The organism is Oceanicola sp. 502str15 (assembly GCF_024105635.1).
GTDB lineage: Bacteria > Pseudomonadota > Alphaproteobacteria > Rhodobacterales > Rhodobacteraceae > Vannielia.
Window position 1 is genome coordinate 4178315 of record NZ_WYDQ01000001.1, and the last position, 14951, is coordinate 4193265.

At 69.4% G+C, this 14951-nt stretch carries 13 protein-coding genes; 11 read left to right on the top strand and 2 right to left on the bottom strand.

Annotation, left to right across the window (positions count from 1 at the left end; all coding sequences use genetic code 11):
- The first annotated feature begins 38 nt into the window (after nucleotides 1-38).
- From GTH22_RS20655 to GTH22_RS20670, 4 genes are read left to right on the top strand one after another with little or no spacing between them, the layout of a single operon-like run.
- Nucleotides 39-1046, top strand: coding sequence for a MoxR family ATPase (locus tag GTH22_RS20655; RefSeq protein WP_252947482.1), 1008 nt, complete (start codon nucleotides 39-41; stop codon nucleotides 1044-1046).
- Complete coding sequence (locus GTH22_RS20660) at nucleotides 1043-1972, top strand: DUF58 domain-containing protein (protein WP_252947483.1); 930 nt, start codon at nucleotides 1043-1045, stop codon at nucleotides 1970-1972. Before GTH22_RS20655 ends, GTH22_RS20660 begins: the two co-directional genes overlap by 4 nt.
- Nucleotides 1972-4782, top strand: a complete 2811-nt coding sequence (locus GTH22_RS20665) for a DUF4159 domain-containing protein (RefSeq protein ID WP_252947484.1) — start codon at nucleotides 1972-1974, stop codon at nucleotides 4780-4782. Before GTH22_RS20660 ends, GTH22_RS20665 begins: the two co-directional genes overlap by 1 nt.
- Nucleotides 4782-6887 carry a hypothetical protein gene (locus GTH22_RS20670; protein WP_252947692.1) on the top strand — a complete coding sequence of 702 codons (2106 nt, stop codon included), beginning with the start codon at nucleotides 4782-4784 and terminating at the stop codon, nucleotides 6885-6887. The genes GTH22_RS20665 and GTH22_RS20670 overlap by 1 nt, the downstream gene beginning before the upstream one ends.
- Before the next feature lie 71 nt (nucleotides 6888-6958).
- Here GTH22_RS20670 and GTH22_RS20675 read toward each other — a convergent pair whose 3' ends face one another.
- Together GTH22_RS20675 and GTH22_RS20680 are read right to left on the bottom strand one after the other, a co-directional pair.
- The gene (locus tag GTH22_RS20675; RefSeq protein WP_252947485.1) at nucleotides 6959-7303 is read right to left on the bottom strand and encodes a hypothetical protein; all 345 of its coding nucleotides are present in this window, start codon (nucleotides 7301-7303) and stop codon (nucleotides 6959-6961) included.
- Between the two features lie 47 nt (nucleotides 7304-7350).
- Nucleotides 7351-8049 (bottom strand): DUF599 domain-containing protein, encoded by a 699-nt coding sequence (locus tag GTH22_RS20680; RefSeq protein ID WP_252947486.1) that lies wholly within the window; start codon nucleotides 8047-8049, stop codon nucleotides 7351-7353.
- 91 nt (nucleotides 8050-8140) lie between these two features.
- Here GTH22_RS20680 and GTH22_RS20685 point away from each other — a divergent pair, with 91 nt between their 5' ends.
- From GTH22_RS20685 to GTH22_RS20715, 7 genes are all read left to right on the top strand, one after another.
- Nucleotides 8141-9586, top strand: coding sequence for an FAD-linked oxidase C-terminal domain-containing protein (locus tag GTH22_RS20685; protein ID WP_252947487.1), 1446 nt, complete (start codon nucleotides 8141-8143; stop codon nucleotides 9584-9586).
- 56 nt (nucleotides 9587-9642) lie between these two features.
- Complete coding sequence (locus GTH22_RS20690) at nucleotides 9643-10746, top strand: FAD-binding protein (RefSeq protein WP_252947693.1); 1104 nt, start codon at nucleotides 9643-9645, stop codon at nucleotides 10744-10746.
- Between the two features lie 13 nt (nucleotides 10747-10759).
- Complete coding sequence (locus GTH22_RS20695) at nucleotides 10760-11113, top strand: hypothetical protein (protein ID WP_252947488.1); 354 nt, start codon at nucleotides 10760-10762, stop codon at nucleotides 11111-11113.
- A gap of 15 nt (nucleotides 11114-11128) precedes the next feature.
- Nucleotides 11129-12478, top strand: coding sequence for a glycolate oxidase subunit GlcF (gene glcF, locus GTH22_RS20700; RefSeq protein WP_252947489.1), 1350 nt, complete (start codon nucleotides 11129-11131; stop codon nucleotides 12476-12478).
- Nucleotides 12479-12601: 123 nt separating this feature from the next.
- Nucleotides 12602-13426, top strand: a complete 825-nt coding sequence (locus tag GTH22_RS20705; RefSeq protein WP_252947490.1) for a serine protease — start codon at nucleotides 12602-12604, stop codon at nucleotides 13424-13426.
- Nucleotides 13423-14256, top strand: a complete 834-nt coding sequence (locus GTH22_RS20710; RefSeq protein WP_252947491.1) for a serine protease — start codon at nucleotides 13423-13425, stop codon at nucleotides 14254-14256. Before GTH22_RS20705 ends, GTH22_RS20710 begins: the two co-directional genes overlap by 4 nt.
- Before the next feature lie 188 nt (nucleotides 14257-14444).
- The gene (locus GTH22_RS20715; RefSeq protein WP_252947492.1) at nucleotides 14445-14912 is read left to right on the top strand and encodes an Hsp20 family protein; all 468 of its coding nucleotides are present in this window, start codon (nucleotides 14445-14447) and stop codon (nucleotides 14910-14912) included.
- Nucleotides 14913-14951 lie beyond the last annotated feature (39 nt).

Below are 14951 nucleotides of genomic sequence, written 5' to 3' on the forward strand. Positions count from 1 at the left end.
TTACTGGGCCCTAACCTAGCCGACCAAGGAGAAATGTCATGTCCGATGAAGCGGGGCTCGTGCCTGAAATCGAGGCGCTGGCCGAAAAGCTGGGGCAGGCGAGGGCCTCCATCAGCCGCAGGTTCATCGGTCAGGAGACAGTGGTGGACCTCGTGCTTTCCGCCCTCATCTGCGGCGGTCACGGCCTGCTGATCGGCCTGCCCGGCCTCGGCAAGACCCGGCTGGTCGACACGCTCTCGACCGTCATGGGGCTGAACGGCAATCGTATTCAGTTCACCCCCGACCTGATGCCGGCCGATATCCTCGGCTCCGAGGTGCTCGAAACCGCCGAAGATGGTACCCGCGCCTTCCGCTTCATCGAAGGCCCGATCTTCTGCCAACTCCTGATGGCCGACGAGATCAACCGCGCCAGCCCGCGCACCCAGTCGGCCCTGCTTCAGGCGATGCAGGAAAAGGAGGTGACGGTCGGCGGCCAGCACCGGGTGCTCGATGCGCCCTTCCACGTGCTCGCCACGCAGAACCCGATCGAGCAGGAGGGCACCTATCCGCTGCCCGAGGCCCAGCTCGACCGCTTCCTCGTGCAGATCGACGTGCAATATCCGACCCGCGACACCGAGCGCGACATCATCCTCGCCACCACCGGCGCCCAAGAGGCCGAGAGCCATCAGATCTTCTCGGCAGCCGAACTGATCGCCGCGCAGGGCCTGCTGCGGCGGATGCCCGTGGGCGAGAACGTGGTGGAGCTGATCCTCGATCTGGTCCGCGCCTGCCGCCCCGAAGACCCGACCGCGCCCGAGCAGGTGCAGCGCTCGGTGTCCTGGGGTCCCGGCCCCCGTGCCGCGCAGGCCCTGATGATGACGGTGCGCGCCCGCGCCCTGCTGGAAGGCCGCCTCGTGCCCTCCGCAGAGGACGTGCTGGCCATGGCCGCCCCCGTGCTGACCCACCGCATGGCGCTGTCGTTCGCGGCGCGTGCGCGGGGCGAGGAGCTCTCGAGCGTGATCCGCGCCGTCGCCGAAGGCGTGACCCGCGTGGAGTCTGCCGCTTGAGCGATGCGCCTTCAGTTGCTCTCCATGCCGGCGTAGGGCGCGGGCTGCGGTCCCGGGCCGAGGGGCTGGCCGCCGCGCTGCCGCCGCTGCTGGCCGATGCCGAGCACCTCGCGCAAACCGTGCTGCTGGGGGCCCATGGCCGCCGCCGCTCGGGCATGGGCGACGAGTTCTGGCAATACCGCCCGCTGGCGGTGGGCGATGAGGCGCGCAGCATCGACTGGCGGCGCTCGGCCAAGTCCGATCAGCACTTCGTGCGCGAGAAGGAATGGCAGGCGGCGCAATCGGTGATGCTCTGGGCCGACGAGGCGATGTCGATGCGCTTTTCCGGTGCTCCCGGCAAGCGCCCCTCCAAGGCCGAGCGCGCCCGGCTCCTCAGCCTTGCCGTGGCCGTGCTGCTGGTGCGCGGCGGGGAGCGCGTGGGGCTTGCCCGGCTCGATCAGCCGCCCCGCTCCGGCCCGCTGCAACTGATCCGCATCGCCGATGCGCTGGGCGGGGCGATGGAGGCCGAGGAAAAGGCGCTGCCCGGCCCCGATTACGGCGCACCGCGCGGCGATACCCTGCCGCTGCATTCCCGTGCCGTGTTTCTCAGCGATTTCATGGGTGACATCGACGCGGTCGAAACCGCGCTGGCCCGCGCCGCCGACCGTGGTGTGCGCGGCGCGATGGTGATGATCCTCGACCCGCAGGAAGAGGAGTTTCCCTTCGACGGGCGCACGATCTTCGAGAGCATGGGGGGCAGCCTCGCCCATGAAACCCGCAAGGCCGGCGATCTGCGCAGCCGCTACCTCGCGCGGCTCGCCGCCCGCAAGGACCGGCTGGAGCAGCTTGCCCGCACCACCGGCTGGCAGTTTACCACCCACCACACCGACGCCCCGGCGCAAACCGCGCTGCTCTGGCTCTACGGTGCGCTGGAGCATGGCCGCTGATGTTTGCCATCGGCCCCATAGGTTTTACCGCGCCGCTCCTGCTCTGGGCGCTGGTCGTGCTGCCGCTGCTCTGGCTGCTGCTGCGCGCCGTGCCGCCCGCGCCGATCCGCCGCCGCTTTCCCGGTGTCGCCCTGCTGCTGGGCCTCGAGGATGAAGACAGCCAGACCGATCGCACCCCCTGGTGGCTGCTTTTGCTGCGGATGCTTGCCGTGGCCGCCATCATCATCGGTTTCGCCGGCCCCGTGCTGAACCCCGAAGAGCGCCGCGAGGGCACCGGCCCGCTGCTGATCGCGCTCGATGGCGGCTGGGCCGATGCCCGCGACTGGCCGGGCCGCATGGCCCGGATCGAAGGGCTTCTGGCCGATGCCGCCGCCACCGATCGCCCCGTTGCCGTGGTGTCGCTCACCGCGCTGCCGGCTCCCGGCGAACTGCCCATGCTGGCCGCCGGTGCATGGTCGCCGCGCCTTGCCGGCCTCGAGCCCACCGCATGGCCGCCCGAGAGCGGCGCAGCGACGGAGTGGATCGAGAGCCTCGATGAGGGTTTCGAAACCTACTGGCTGTCGGACGGTCTTGCCCATGACGGCCGCGAGACGGTGCTGGCCGCGCTGGAAGACAAGGGGCCGGTGACGGTGTTCGAAAGCCCCCGCCGCCCGCTCGGGCTGCGCCCCGTCCGGTTCGAAGACGGGCAGGTGCGCCTCACCGTGCTGCGCCCCGACGCGCTTGCCGCCCAGACCGCCACCGTGCTGGCCTATGGCCGCGACCCCTCCGGCACCGAGCGCGCGCTGGCGCGCGCCGAGGTCGCGTTCGACACGGCCGCCACCGAGGCTGAGGTGGCCCTGGTGCTGCCCGCCGAGCTGCGCAACCGCATCACCCGCTTCGAAGTGCAGGGCATTCGCGGGGCAGGGGCCGTGACCCTCTCCGACGACGGGCTGCGCCGGCGCGAGGTGGCGCTGATCGCAGGCCGCGAAGATCGCGAGGGGCTGGAGCTGCTCTCGCCGCTGCACTACCTCGAACGCGCGCTGGAGCCGACCGCCGATCTGGTCGAGGGCACCCTGCCCGATATCCTGCTGGCCAACCCCGACGCCATCGTCTTCGCCGACGTGGCCGACCTGCCGGACGCCGAAAAGGAAGACCTGCTGGCCTGGGTCGAGGAGGGCGGCCTGCTGCTACGCTTCGCCGGGCCGCAACTGGCGGCCTCCGATGTGAGCCGGCGCGAGGAAGACACGCTGATGCCGGTGCGCCTGCGGGAGGGCGGGCGCTCGGTGGGGGGCGCGATGAGCTGGGGCGAGCCCAAGGCGCTGCGGCCCTTTCCCGAGACCTCGCCGTTCTACGGCCTCGCCCTGCCGGACGACGTGACCGTGACCGCCCAGGTCATGGCCCAGCCCGACCCTGAGCTGGCCGACCGGGTCATTGCCTCGCTGGCCGATGGCACGCCGCTGGTCACACGCAAGCGGCTGGGGCAGGGCTCTGTGGTGCTGTTTCACGTCACCGCCAATGCCGAATGGTCGTCGCTCCCCCTCTCCGGCCTCTTCGTGCAGATGCTCGAACGGCTGGCCATTTCCACCCGCCCCGCAACCCCCGATGCGGGCGAGCTGGAAGGCACCGTCTGGACACCCGAGCGGGTGCTCGACGGCTTCGGCGTGGTGCAGGACGCGGGCACGCTGCCCGGTGTCGAAGGCGCAGACCTCGGCGCGGCCCTTGCAGGCACCGCCCCGATCGGGCCGGACCTGCGCCCGGGGCTCTATGCCGGGGAGGACAGGTTGATCGCGCTCAACGTGCTGGGGCCCGAGGCGGTGCTGGAGCCGGTGAGCTGGCCTGCGCGGGTGCCGGTCGAGGGGCTGGCCGTCAACCGCGAGACGGCGTTGAAGGGCTTCGTCCTCACCGCGGCGCTGGTGGCGCTGGCACTCGATATCATCGCCTCCCTCTGGCTCGGTGGCCGCCTCTTCGCCCCGCGTGCGCGCAGCACCCGGCGCACGGGCGCGGCGGGCGCCGTGCTCATCGCCGCGCTCCTCATCACCGCGCCCGATGGCGCATCAGCGCAGCAGGAAGACGTCGACCTTCTGGCGCTCGAGGCCACCACCGAGGTGGTGCTCGCCCATGTCGTGACCGGCGATCCGCGGCTCGACGAGGTGGCCCACGCCGGGCTGCGCGGCCTCTCGGACACCCTCTTCCGCCGCACCTCTATCGAGCCCGCCGAGCCGCTGGCGGTGAACCTCGAAACCGACGAGCTCGCCTTCTTCCCTTTCCTCTACTGGCCGGTGAACCCCAACCAGCCGACCCCCTCCGCCGAGGCCTATGCCAAGCTCAACCGCTACCTGCGCACCGGCGGCATGATCCTGTTCGACACCCGAGATGCCGATATCGGTGGCTTTGGCGCCGCCACGCCCGAGGGGCGCAAGCTGCAGGAGCTGGCCCGCCCGCTCGACATTCCGCCGCTGGAGCCGATCCCGCAGGACCACGTGCTCACCCGCACCTTCTACCTGTTGCAGGATTTCCCCGGCCGCTGGGCCAGCCGTGACGTCTGGGTCGAGGCCGCGCCGGAGGATGCCGAGGTGGTCGAGGGCATGCCCTTCCGCAACCTGAATGACGGCGTGACACCGGTGGTCATCGGCGGCAACGACTGGGCCGCGGCCTGGGCAGTGGAAAACAACGGCGCGGCGATGTTCCCCGTGGGGCGCGGCTACGCGGGCGAGCAGCAGCGCGAGATCGCCTATCGCTTCGGGGTGAACCTCATCATGCATGTGCTCACCGGCAACTACAAATCCGACCAGGTCCACGTGCCTGCGCTGCTCGACAGGCTGGGCCAATGATGAACGCCGACAGCATCGTCTTCGCGCCGCACCTGCCGTGGATCGCGCTCTATGCCGCCTGTGCCCTCGCGGTGCTGCTCATCGTGCTCGCCATCTGGCGCGGGCTGGCCGGCTGGTGGCTGCGGGCGCTCGCCGCCGTGGCGCTGCTTGTGGCGCTGGCCAACCCCTCGCTGCAACAGGAAGAGCGCAACCCGCTCTCCGACATCGTGCTGGTGGTGGTCGATGAAAGCTCGTCGCAGGCCCTCTCCGACCGCGCCGACCAGACCGGGGCCGCCCTTGGCCGGGTGCTGGCGCAGATCGCCGCCATGCCCAACACCGAGGCCCGCGTGGCCGTGGTGGGCGATGGTGAGGGCGACGAAGGCACGCGTGCCATGGCCGCGCTCTCCGAGGCCTTGGCCGAAGAGCCGCGCGCCCGGGTCGCCGGGGCGATCCTCATCTCCGACGGCCGGGTGCACGACATGGAGCGCACCCCCGATCTGCCCGCCCCGCTGCACCTGCTGATGACCGGCCATTCCACAGACTGGGACCGCCGCCTCGTGATCCAGAACGCCCCCGCCTTCGGCATCCTCGGGGAAGAGGTCAACCTCACCCTGATGATCGAGGACCAGGGCGACGTGCCCTCCGGCGCGGGCGCCGGCGCCACGGTGCCGCTCTCCATTGCGATCGACGGTGAGGAGCCGCGCACCTATGACGTGCCGGTGGGCGAGGAGCTGTCGCTGCCCGTCACCCTCAGCCATGGCGGCAAGAACGTGATCCAGTTCATCACCCCGGCGGCGGAGGGCGAGCTGACCGACCGCAACAACGCCGCCGTCGTGCAGATCAACGGCGTGCGCGACCGCCTGCGGGTGCTTCTGGTGAGCGGCGAGCCGCATCCGGGCGAACGGACCTGGCGCAACCTGCTGAAGTCCGACAGCTCCGTCGACCTCGTGCACTTCACCATCCTGCGCCCGCCCGAAAAGCAGGATGGCGTGCCGGTCTCCGAGCTGTCGCTCATCGCCTTCCCCACCCGCGAGCTGTTCATCGAGAAGATCGACGAGTTCGACCTGATCATCTTCGACCGCTACAAGCGCCGCGGCATCCTGCCCACGCTCTACCTCGACAACATCCGTGATTACGTCGAGCGCGGCGGGGCGGTGCTGGTGGCCGCCGGGCCGGACTTTGCCAGCGCCGATTCCATCTACCGCTCGCCGTTGGGCGACATCATGCCCGCCTCGCCCTCGGCCCGCGTGCTGGAAGACGGCTACCTGCCCGAAGTCACCGAACTGGGCGAGAAGCACCCTGTCACCGAGGGGCTCGAGGCGCTCTATCCCTCCGAGGAAGAGGGCGTGCCGGGCTGGGGCCGCTGGTTCCGCCTCGTCGATCTGATCCCCACGCCGGGCGAGAATGGCGGGCAGGTGGTGATGTCGGGTCTGGAAGACCGCCCGTTGCTGGTCTTGCAGCGCCACGGCGAAGGTCGGGTGGCGCTGATGGCCTCCGACCACGCATGGCTCTGGTCACGCGGCTTCGAGGGCGGCGGGCCGCAGCTCGAGCTGCTGCGGCGACTGGCGCATTGGATGATGAAGGAGCCCGACCTCGAAGAAGAGAGCCTGACCGCCGAGGCCGTGGGCCAGGAGATGACGATCACCCGCCGCACCCTTGGCGATGCGCCCTCCGAGGTGGAGGTGATCGGCCCCGATGGCTCGGTCTACGTGGTGCCGCTCGAAGAGGTTTCGCCGGGGCTCTACCAGGGCGTCTTCGAAGGGCCGGACCTTGGCCTCTATCGTCTTGCCGAAGGCGACAAGACCGCCGTCGTGGCGCTCGGGCCGTCCGCGCCCAAGGAGTTCGAGCAGACCATTGCCACGGGCGAGGTCGTCCAGGCGGCAGTGGATACGCGGCGCGGTGGCGTGGTGGCGCTGGAAGAGGGCACCCCCGGCATTCGCGAAGTGCGCGAAGGCCGCGTGGCCTCGGGTCGCGGCTGGGTCGGGATCACCCCGCGCGGGGCCTATGTCACGGCTGATGTCACGGTGATTCCGCTGGTGAACCCTCTGCTCTTCCTCGTGCTGGCCGCACTGCTGACGTTGGGTGCCTGGCTGATCGAGGGGCGACGCGGCGCGAAGGGCGCCTGACGCCGCCACGCGGCTGTTGGCCACCAGTCCATTGCCGCAGGCCGTAGGGTGGGTGCCAACCCACCATCCCGCTAGCGCAGATCCACCTGGTATCGGGTGCCGTCCCAGCCTTCGGGCAGGGTGCTGGTCTCGATCCAGACCCGAGTCACGCCCTGCGGGATCTTCACCCCCGACAGGCTGCGGGTGAAGGGCTGTTCGTCGACATGGGGATGGAGCAGCTTGCGGGTGCCCAGCACCCGGCCGGTCTCGTTCGTCACCCGCCAGCCGTTGGCGTAATCCTCCCAGCCTGTGTCGGCATGGGAGAGGGTCACGTCAAACCGCCAGGCACCGCCCGATGGCGCGGCCTTCACGGCCTCCACCACCGCCGGATCGGCCATTGCGGGAAGAGCGAAGAGAAACGGGATGAGCCAGCGCATGCCGGGCACTGTGCCACAGTATTGCGCTGCTCTGGGTCACAACCCTGTCAGCCGTCGGGCTGCATCAGCACTTCGCGCGACTGGCTCCAGAACTCCCGCCGCCAGATCACCACGGCGCTGACCACCGCGCCCAGCCCAAGGCCCCACGGCCCCACCAGCCAGCCAATCGCGCCGAGCGCAAAGTAGATCGAGCGCATTCCGCGGTTGAAGCTCTTGGCGGCGGTTATGTTGATCTCGGCGGCCTTGGCGGCGCGGGGGTAGGTGGCCGGGTGGTCCTCGTCATTGGGAATCGCGCCCATCACCACCGAGGAGTAGCCAAACAGCCGGTGCGCCCAGACGAACTTGAGGAAAGCATTGGCGAGGAAGAACAGGATCAAGGTGATCTTGACCTCAAAGGCCAGCGTGGTCGTGGTGCCGAGCGAAAGGTCTGCCGCAACGCTCGCCAGCTGCTCGGGGTTGCCGATCACCGCCAGCCCGCCGCCAATGGCGATCATGCAGGCCGAGGCAAAGAAAGTGGTGCCCTGCCGAAGGTTGCCGAGGATGGTGGCGTCGAAGATGCGCGGCTGGCGGGTGACATGCTCGCGCAGCCAGTCGCGCCGGTAGGCCTGCATCAGCACGGAGACTGAGGGCTTGCCGGCGGGCGGATGCTCCACCACCCATCCAAGCCCGGCCCAGAGCGTGAGAATGAGCGCGACGGCCACGGCATCGGCACTGGAAAACGGGGCAAGAAGAGGCATCAGATCCATGGCCGGACCCTATGTCGCGCCAGCTCCGGTTGCCAGATGGCAAAATTGGTTATATTTTCTGACCAATTCGCCAGCAACGGAGCCCGCCGCCATGGAAATGCCCGAGCCAGACCCGCAGATCCTTGCTCGAAAGGCCCGCATCGTCGAGCGCCTGCGCGCCGTGCTGCCCGGCGGGGTGATCGACGCGCCCGAAGAAGTGCGGGCCTATGAGTGCGACGCGCTCACCGCCTACAAATGCCCGCCCCTCGCCGTGGTGCTGCCCGCCACGACCGAAGAGGTCTCTGCCGCGCTCGCAGTCTGCCACGCCGAGGGCGTGCCGGTTGTGCCGCGCGGTTCGGGCACCTCGCTCGCGGGCGGGGCGCTTCCCACCGCCGACAGCGTGATCCTCGGGGTCTCGCGCATGGCCGATGTGCTGGAAAGCAATTACCCCGACCGCTACGTGCACGTGCAGACCGGGCGCACCAACCTCTCCGTCACCGGTGCGGTGGAGGCGGACGGCTTCTTCTACGCGCCCGACCCCTCGAGCCAGCTTGCCTGCGCCATCGCGGGCAATATCGCCATGAACTCCGGCGGGGCGCATTGCCTCAAGTACGGCGTGACCACCAACAACCTGCTCGGCGTGACCATGGTGCTCGCCGATGGCACCATCACCCGTGTCGGCGGCCCGTGGATGGATGCGCCCGGCCTCGACCTGCTCGGTCTCATCTGCGGCTCCGAGGGCCAGCTTGGCGTGGTCACGGAGGCCTGGCTCCGCATCCTGCCCAAGCCCGAAGGCGCTAGGCCCGTGCTGATCGGCTTCGACAGCTCCGAGGTGGCGGGCCAATGCGTGACCAACATCATCAAGGCGGGCGTGCTGCCCGTGGCCATCGAGTTCATGGACCGCCCCTGCATCCGTGCCACCGAGGCCTTCGCAGGCGCGGGCTACCCCGATTGCGAGGCGCTGCTGATCGTCGAGGTCGAAGGCTCGGAAGCGGAGATCGACGCGCAGCTTGCCTTGATCTGCGGTATCGCCGAAGAGCTGAACCCGGTGGAGGTGCGCCAGAGCGGCTCGGCGGAGGAAAGTGCCCGCATCTGGCTGGGCCGCAAATCGGCCTTCGGGGCGATGGGCCAGATCAACGATTACATGTGCCTCGACGGGACGATCCCGGTCAGCGAGCTGCCCCTCGTGCTGCGCCGCATCGGGGAGATGAGCGAGGAGTTCGGGCTGGAGGTCGCAAATGTCTTCCACGCAGGCGACGGCAACATGCACCCGCTGATCCTGTTCAACGCCAACGAGGAGGGCCAGCTCGAACTGTGCGAACGTTTCGGGGCCGAGATCCTGAAGCTCTGCGTCGAGGTCGGCGGCTGCCTGACCGGCGAGCATGGCGTGGGCATCGAGAAGCGCGACCTGATGGAGGTGCAATATCGCCCCGACGATTTGGCCGCGCAGATGGACGTGAAAGACGTGTTCGACGCGGGCTGGATCCTGAACCCGGCCAAGGTGTTTCCGCTGACGGTCTCGGCGGGGCGGCGGCGCGCGCCTGATCGGGCGGCGTGAGCGCTGTGGGATCGGGGTAGAGTATTTTGAGCAAGAAAATGAACAGGTTGAGCATCATGGAACCGGCGAGCGAGGTTGAGCTGGCAGAGGCGCTGGCGGCGGCGGACGGGCCGGTTTCGGTGCGCGGCGGCGGCACACGCGGGGTGCGGGGCGAGGGCGAGCCGCTGCGCTACGCGGGGCGGGGGATTTCGCTTTACGAGCCGGGCGCGCTGACCTTGGTGGCACAGGCCGGCACGCCGGTGGCCGAGATCGAGGCGGCGCTTGCGGCAGAGGGCCAGCGGCTGGCCTTCGAGGTGCCCGACATGCGTGGGCTGCTCGGGACCGAAGGAGAAAGCACCATTGGCGGCGTGGTCGCGGCCAATGCGAGCGGGCCGCGGCGGGTGTCGGTCGGGGCGGCGCGTGATTTCTGCCTCGGGGTGCGCTTTGTCGATGGCGCGGGCCGGGTGGTGCAGAACGGCGGGCGGGTGATGAAGAATGTCACCGGCTACGATCTGGTGAAGCTGATGGCCGGAAGCCATGGCACGCTGGGGGTGTTGAGCGAGGTGTCGCTGAAGGTGCTCCCGAGGCCCGAGGTGGCCGGGGTGCTCTCGCTCGGCGGGCTCTCGGTGGCGCAGGCGGTGGCGGCGATGTCTGCCGCGCTGGGCACGCCTTGGGAGATCACGGCGGCCTGCCATACCGACTTTGATGCGAATGACCGCGCCTCGACGCAGCTCAGGATCGAAGGGATGGCCGGGTCCGTGGCCTATCGGCTCGGGCGGCTGAAGGAGGCGCTGGGCGGCTTCGGCGAGGTCGAAACCGTGGTGAGCGACAGCCACGATTGGCCGTGGTTCCGAGATGTGCAGAGGTTCGCGGGCGGGGCCGAGGATGTCTGGCGGCTGCATTGCAAGCCTTCCGACGCGGCCGGCCTTGTGGAGCGGCTCCCCGAGGGGGCGAAGGTGATGCTCGACTGGGGCGGGGCGCTGATCTGGGCCGCCGTGCCGGAGGGCACCGACCTGCGCGCCGCTCTCGGGGCTTTCGATGGCCATGCAACGCGGGTGCGCGGGCAGGGGGGCGGTATCCCCCGGTTCCACCCCGAGCCGCCCGCTCTGGCGGCGCTCACGGCGGGGCTGCGCGCCAAGTTCGATCCGCGTGGCATCTTGAACCCCGGGTTGATGGGGTGAGCGGATGGACCTGATGACAGGCCTCATCATGGGCGGCCTAATCGTGCTTGCCGCCATGCTGGCCACGGCGCTGGCACGCCCTGTCGCCGTGCCTCTGGCGATCGTGGGCCTCGGCGGCGCGATCCTTGCTTTTATGGGCTATTCCATGAACACCTCGCCCTGCACCGGCGATGCGGCGGGCTGTGGCATGTCGAGCGGGTTTGAGGCGCTGATCCTGATGTCCGTGGCCGCTCCGCTGGTCTGCGGGGCACTGGCGGCGGTGCTCTGGCGGCTGGTGGCCGGGCGCGAGGCCGGGCTGGGTACGCGGCTGCTCTCCATCGTGGTCTCCGCCGTGCTGCTCACCCTTGTTGGCCTTCTCTTTCTCTGACGGGACGAACCAAAGATGAAAACCGAATTCACCGAGGCCCAACTGGCCGATCCGGGCACCGCGCGGGCCAACGAGATCCTGCGGGCCTGCGTGCATTGCGGCTTCTGCACCGCCACCTGCCCGACCTACCAGGTGCTGGGCGACGAGCTCGATAGCCCGCGCGGGCGGATCTATCTCATCAAGGACATGCTCGAGAACGAACGGGTGCCCGACGAGAAGACCGTCAAGCACATCGACCGCTGCCTCTCCTGCCTTGCCTGCATGACAACCTGCCCCTCGGGCGTGCATTACATGCACCTTGTCGATCACGCCCGCGCCTACATCGAAGACAACTACAAGCGCCCGCTCCCCGACCGCGCCCTGCGCTGGCTGCTTGCGCGCATCCTGCCCTATCCGGGGCGGTTTCGGCTGGCGCTGCTGGGGGCCAAGATTGGCAGACCATTCCGCAGCCTGATCCCCTCGGCCCGGTTGCGCGCGATGCTGGAGATGGCGCCCAAGCGCATTCCGCCGGTCTCCCGCAACGACGACCCGCAGAGCTTTGCCCCCACCGCTCCACGCCGCAAGCGCGTGGCGCTGATGACGGGCTGTGCCCAGAAGGCGCTGAACACCGATATCAATGATGCCACCATCCGCCTGCTCACCCGGCTTGGCTGCGAGGTGGTGGTGGCCGAGGGCGCGGGCTGCTGCGGCGCGCTCACCCACCACATGGGCCGCGAGAGCGAGGCGCATGGCACCGCCGCAAGGAACATCCGCGCCTGGGTGTCCGAGATGGACGGGCACGGCCTGGATGCCATCGTCATCAACACCTCGGGCTGCGGCACCACGGTCAAGGACTACGGCCACATGTTCGGCCAAAGCGAGCTGGCCGATGAGGCCGCGCGGGTGGCCGGGATCGCCAAGGATATATCCGAGGTACTGGCCGAGCTGATGCCGGAGGCCCCGGTTGCGGCCCGCAACCTTGCCAAGTCCGAGATCGCGGGCACCGACGCCATGGCGCAGAGCGCGGAGGGCAGCGGGCCGATCCGAGTGGCATATCATGCTGCCTGCTCGCTCCAGCACGGGCAGAAGATCAAGGACCACCCCAAGGCGCTGCTGAAGGCGGCAGGTTTCGAGGTGGTGGAGCCGGCCGACAGCCACCTCTGCTGCGGCTCGGCGGGCACCTACAACCTGATGCAGCCCGAGATCTCGGGGCAGCTCAAGGCCCGCAAGGTGCAGACGCTGGAGGCAAAATCCCCCGACATCATCGCGGCGGGAAACATCGGCTGCATGATGCAGATCGGCTCGGGCACGGCCACGCCCATCGTCCACACCGTCGAGCTGCTCGATTGGGCGACCGGCGGGCCAAAACCGCCCGCGCTGGGCTGACCTCCGCCAACTCAGGCAGCGCCGCGGCTTTCCTGCAACGTTTGCAGCCGCGGCGCGCCCCTTGCCACAAAATCGCCCCACGGCGCCGATAGGTCCGGGCGCAGAGATCAGTTCGGGACCGTCATGCGCCAAGCCTTCTTCTCCGCCCTTGCCGGGGCCCTTTGCCTTCTTGGTCTTCCCGCCACCGCACAGGACACCGGGCTGACCCGGATGGCCACCTCCGATCAGGGGCGCGGCTGGGAGGCCGTCGGGCGGCTGGAGATGGGGCGCAAGAGCTTCTGCACCGGGGCGCTGATTGCGCCCGACCTGGTGCTGACGGCGGCCCATTGCCTCTACCACATGGACACCGGCGAGCGGATCGAGATCGGCGATGTCGAGTTTCGCGCGGGCTGGCGCGAGGGCCGCGCCGAGGCCTATCGGGGCGTGCGCCGGGCCGTGACCCATCCGAACTATGTCTACAAGGGCCGCGACCAGCTGGATCGGGTCGCGCTCGACGTGGCGCTGCTTCAGCTCGACAGGCCGATCCGCAACATCCGCGTCACCCCGTTCGACACCGCCGCCGCGCCGCGCGAGGGTGACAGCGTCGGGGTGGTGTCCTACGCGCAGGACCGGGCCGAGGCGCCCTCCTACGAGAGCGGTTGCGAGGTGATCGAGCGGCGAGGCGGGGTGCTGATGCTCTCCTGCTCGGTCGATTTCGGCTCCTCCGGCGCCCCGATCTTCACCATCGGGGCACATGGGCCGCAGGTGGCCTCGGTGATTTCGGCCAAGGCCACCATGCAGGGCCGTCCGGTGGCGCTGGGCACCGAGATCGGCCCCGTGCTCGACGTGCTCATGGCAGAAATCGCAACCGGCGGCGACGTGCTGAACCGGGGCGGCACGGTGCGCTTTCTGGGCGGCACCGATGGGGGCGAACGCCGCGAGATCGGCGCCCGCTTCGTCAAGCCATGATCCGCCGCGCCCTCCTTGCCGCGCTGGCCCTTGCCACCGCCACTCCCGCGCTGGCCGACAGCGCCCTGCGCCGCCTGTCGCTGCGCTCCGAGGGGCTGGGCTGGGAGGCCGTCGGGCGGCTCGACCTTGGCGGCGGCTCTTTCTGCTCCGGCGCGCTGATAGAGACCGACCTCGTGCTCACCGCCGCGCATTGCCTGTTTGACCATGCGGGCAACCGCGCCAACCCGCGTGCCATCATCTTTCGGGCTGGCTATCGCGACGGGATGGAGGTGGCCACGCGCACCGGGCTCCGCGCCGTGGTGATGCCGGGCTACGTGCCGGGGAGCGACGATGTGATCGGCCAGCTCATGGCCGATGTCGCCCTGCTCCAGCTCGACCGGCCCATCGCAGCGGCCAATGCCGAGCCCTACGGGATTTCGGCCAATGTCCGCGCCGGAGAGAACGTGGCCGTGGCCTCCTACGGGCAGGGCCGCGAAGAGGCGCTGTCGCTGCAACGCTCCTGCTCCGTGCTGGGCGAGCGGCTCGGCGCTCTGGCGTTCTCCTGCGATGTCACCTTCGGCTCTTCCGGGGCACCGGTCTTCGACCTCACCGGCGGGCGGCCCGAGATCGTGTCGATCATTTCCAAAGGCGCGCGCGAAGAGGGCAAGGTGCTCTCGCTCGGCATGCGGGTCGAACCTGCGGTGCGCCAGCTTCGCGCCGACCTGCGGGCCGGGCGCGGGGTTTTTCCGCAAGTTGTCGGCGCGGCCAAGCGGGTTGCCGTCGGGGCGTCGTCCAGCACCGGGGCCCGCTTCGTGCGGCCGGGCTCTGGGCCGAGGTTCGTCAAACCCTGACACCCGTGCATCTGCGCGCTTTCCGCCCGCCGATCCGGGCACCCCACACCCCTTGAATCCACCAAAATCCACCCCCACATATCTCCTGCACGGGCGCCACACGGGCCCGCGCAGAACCCCGCGCCTGTCCGCAGCAGGAAGGCGCATGTGACTGAAAACGCTTATCTATCGCTCAATGGAGGATACCCATGCGTAATTACGACCTTTCCCCCCTCTACCGCGCCACCGTCGGCTTCGACCGCTTCGCCGACCTGATGGACCGCGCCCTCACCGCCGACGGCACCCAGCCGACCTACCCGCCCTACAACATCGAGAAAGTCGCCGAAAACGACTACCGGATCTCGGTTGCCGTGGCCGGGTTTGCCGACTCTGAGCTTTCGGTCGAAGTGAAAGAGGGTGCCCTGATCGTCTCCGCCAGCAAGGGCGAGAGCGACGAGGGCAAGAAGTACCTTCACCGTGGCATCGCCACCCGCGCCTTCGAGCGCCGCTTCACCCTGGCCGACCACGTCAAGGTGACGGGCGCAACCCACGCCGATGGCATGCTGCACATCGACCTCGTGCGCGAAGTCCCCGAGGCCCTGAAGCCCCGCCGGATCGAGATTGCCGGTGGGTCGACCAAGACCATCGAGGCCACGAAAGAGACCGTCGAGGCGTAAGCTTCCGGTTTCGGTGTAACGACAGGGGCGCGCGGGGAA

What these genes read in the sequence shown, in the direction of transcription:
- GTH22_RS20695 (WP_252947488.1), top strand. Translation starts at nt 10,760, where the DNA reads ATGACAGGCCTCATCATGGGCGGCCTAATCGTGCTTGCCGCCATGCTG.
- GTH22_RS20690 (WP_252947693.1), top strand. Translation starts at nt 9,643, where the DNA reads ATGGAACCGGCGAGCGAGGTTGAGCTGGCAGAGGCGCTGGCGGCGGCG.
- GTH22_RS20655 (WP_252947482.1), top strand. Translation starts at nt 39, where the DNA reads ATGTCCGATGAAGCGGGGCTCGTGCCTGAAATCGAGGCGCTGGCCGAA.
- GTH22_RS20670 (WP_252947692.1), top strand. Translation starts at nt 4,782, where the DNA reads ATGAACGCCGACAGCATCGTCTTCGCGCCGCACCTGCCGTGGATCGCG.
- GTH22_RS20665 (WP_252947484.1), top strand. Translation starts at nt 1,972, where the DNA reads ATGTTTGCCATCGGCCCCATAGGTTTTACCGCGCCGCTCCTGCTCTGG.
- GTH22_RS20705 (WP_252947490.1), top strand. Translation starts at nt 12,602, where the DNA reads ATGCGCCAAGCCTTCTTCTCCGCCCTTGCCGGGGCCCTTTGCCTTCTT.
- GTH22_RS20715 (WP_252947492.1), top strand. Translation starts at nt 14,445, where the DNA reads ATGCGTAATTACGACCTTTCCCCCCTCTACCGCGCCACCGTCGGCTTC.
- GTH22_RS20685 (WP_252947487.1), top strand. Translation starts at nt 8,141, where the DNA reads ATGGAAATGCCCGAGCCAGACCCGCAGATCCTTGCTCGAAAGGCCCGC.
- GTH22_RS20675 (WP_252947485.1), bottom strand. Translation starts at nt 7,303, where the DNA reads ATGCGCTGGCTCATCCCGTTTCTCTTCGCTCTTCCCGCAATGGCCGAT.
- GTH22_RS20680 (WP_252947486.1), bottom strand. Translation starts at nt 8,049, where the DNA reads ATGGATCTGATGCCTCTTCTTGCCCCGTTTTCCAGTGCCGATGCCGTG.
- glcF (WP_252947489.1), top strand. Translation starts at nt 11,129, where the DNA reads ATGAAAACCGAATTCACCGAGGCCCAACTGGCCGATCCGGGCACCGCG.
- GTH22_RS20710 (WP_252947491.1), top strand. Translation starts at nt 13,423, where the DNA reads ATGATCCGCCGCGCCCTCCTTGCCGCGCTGGCCCTTGCCACCGCCACT.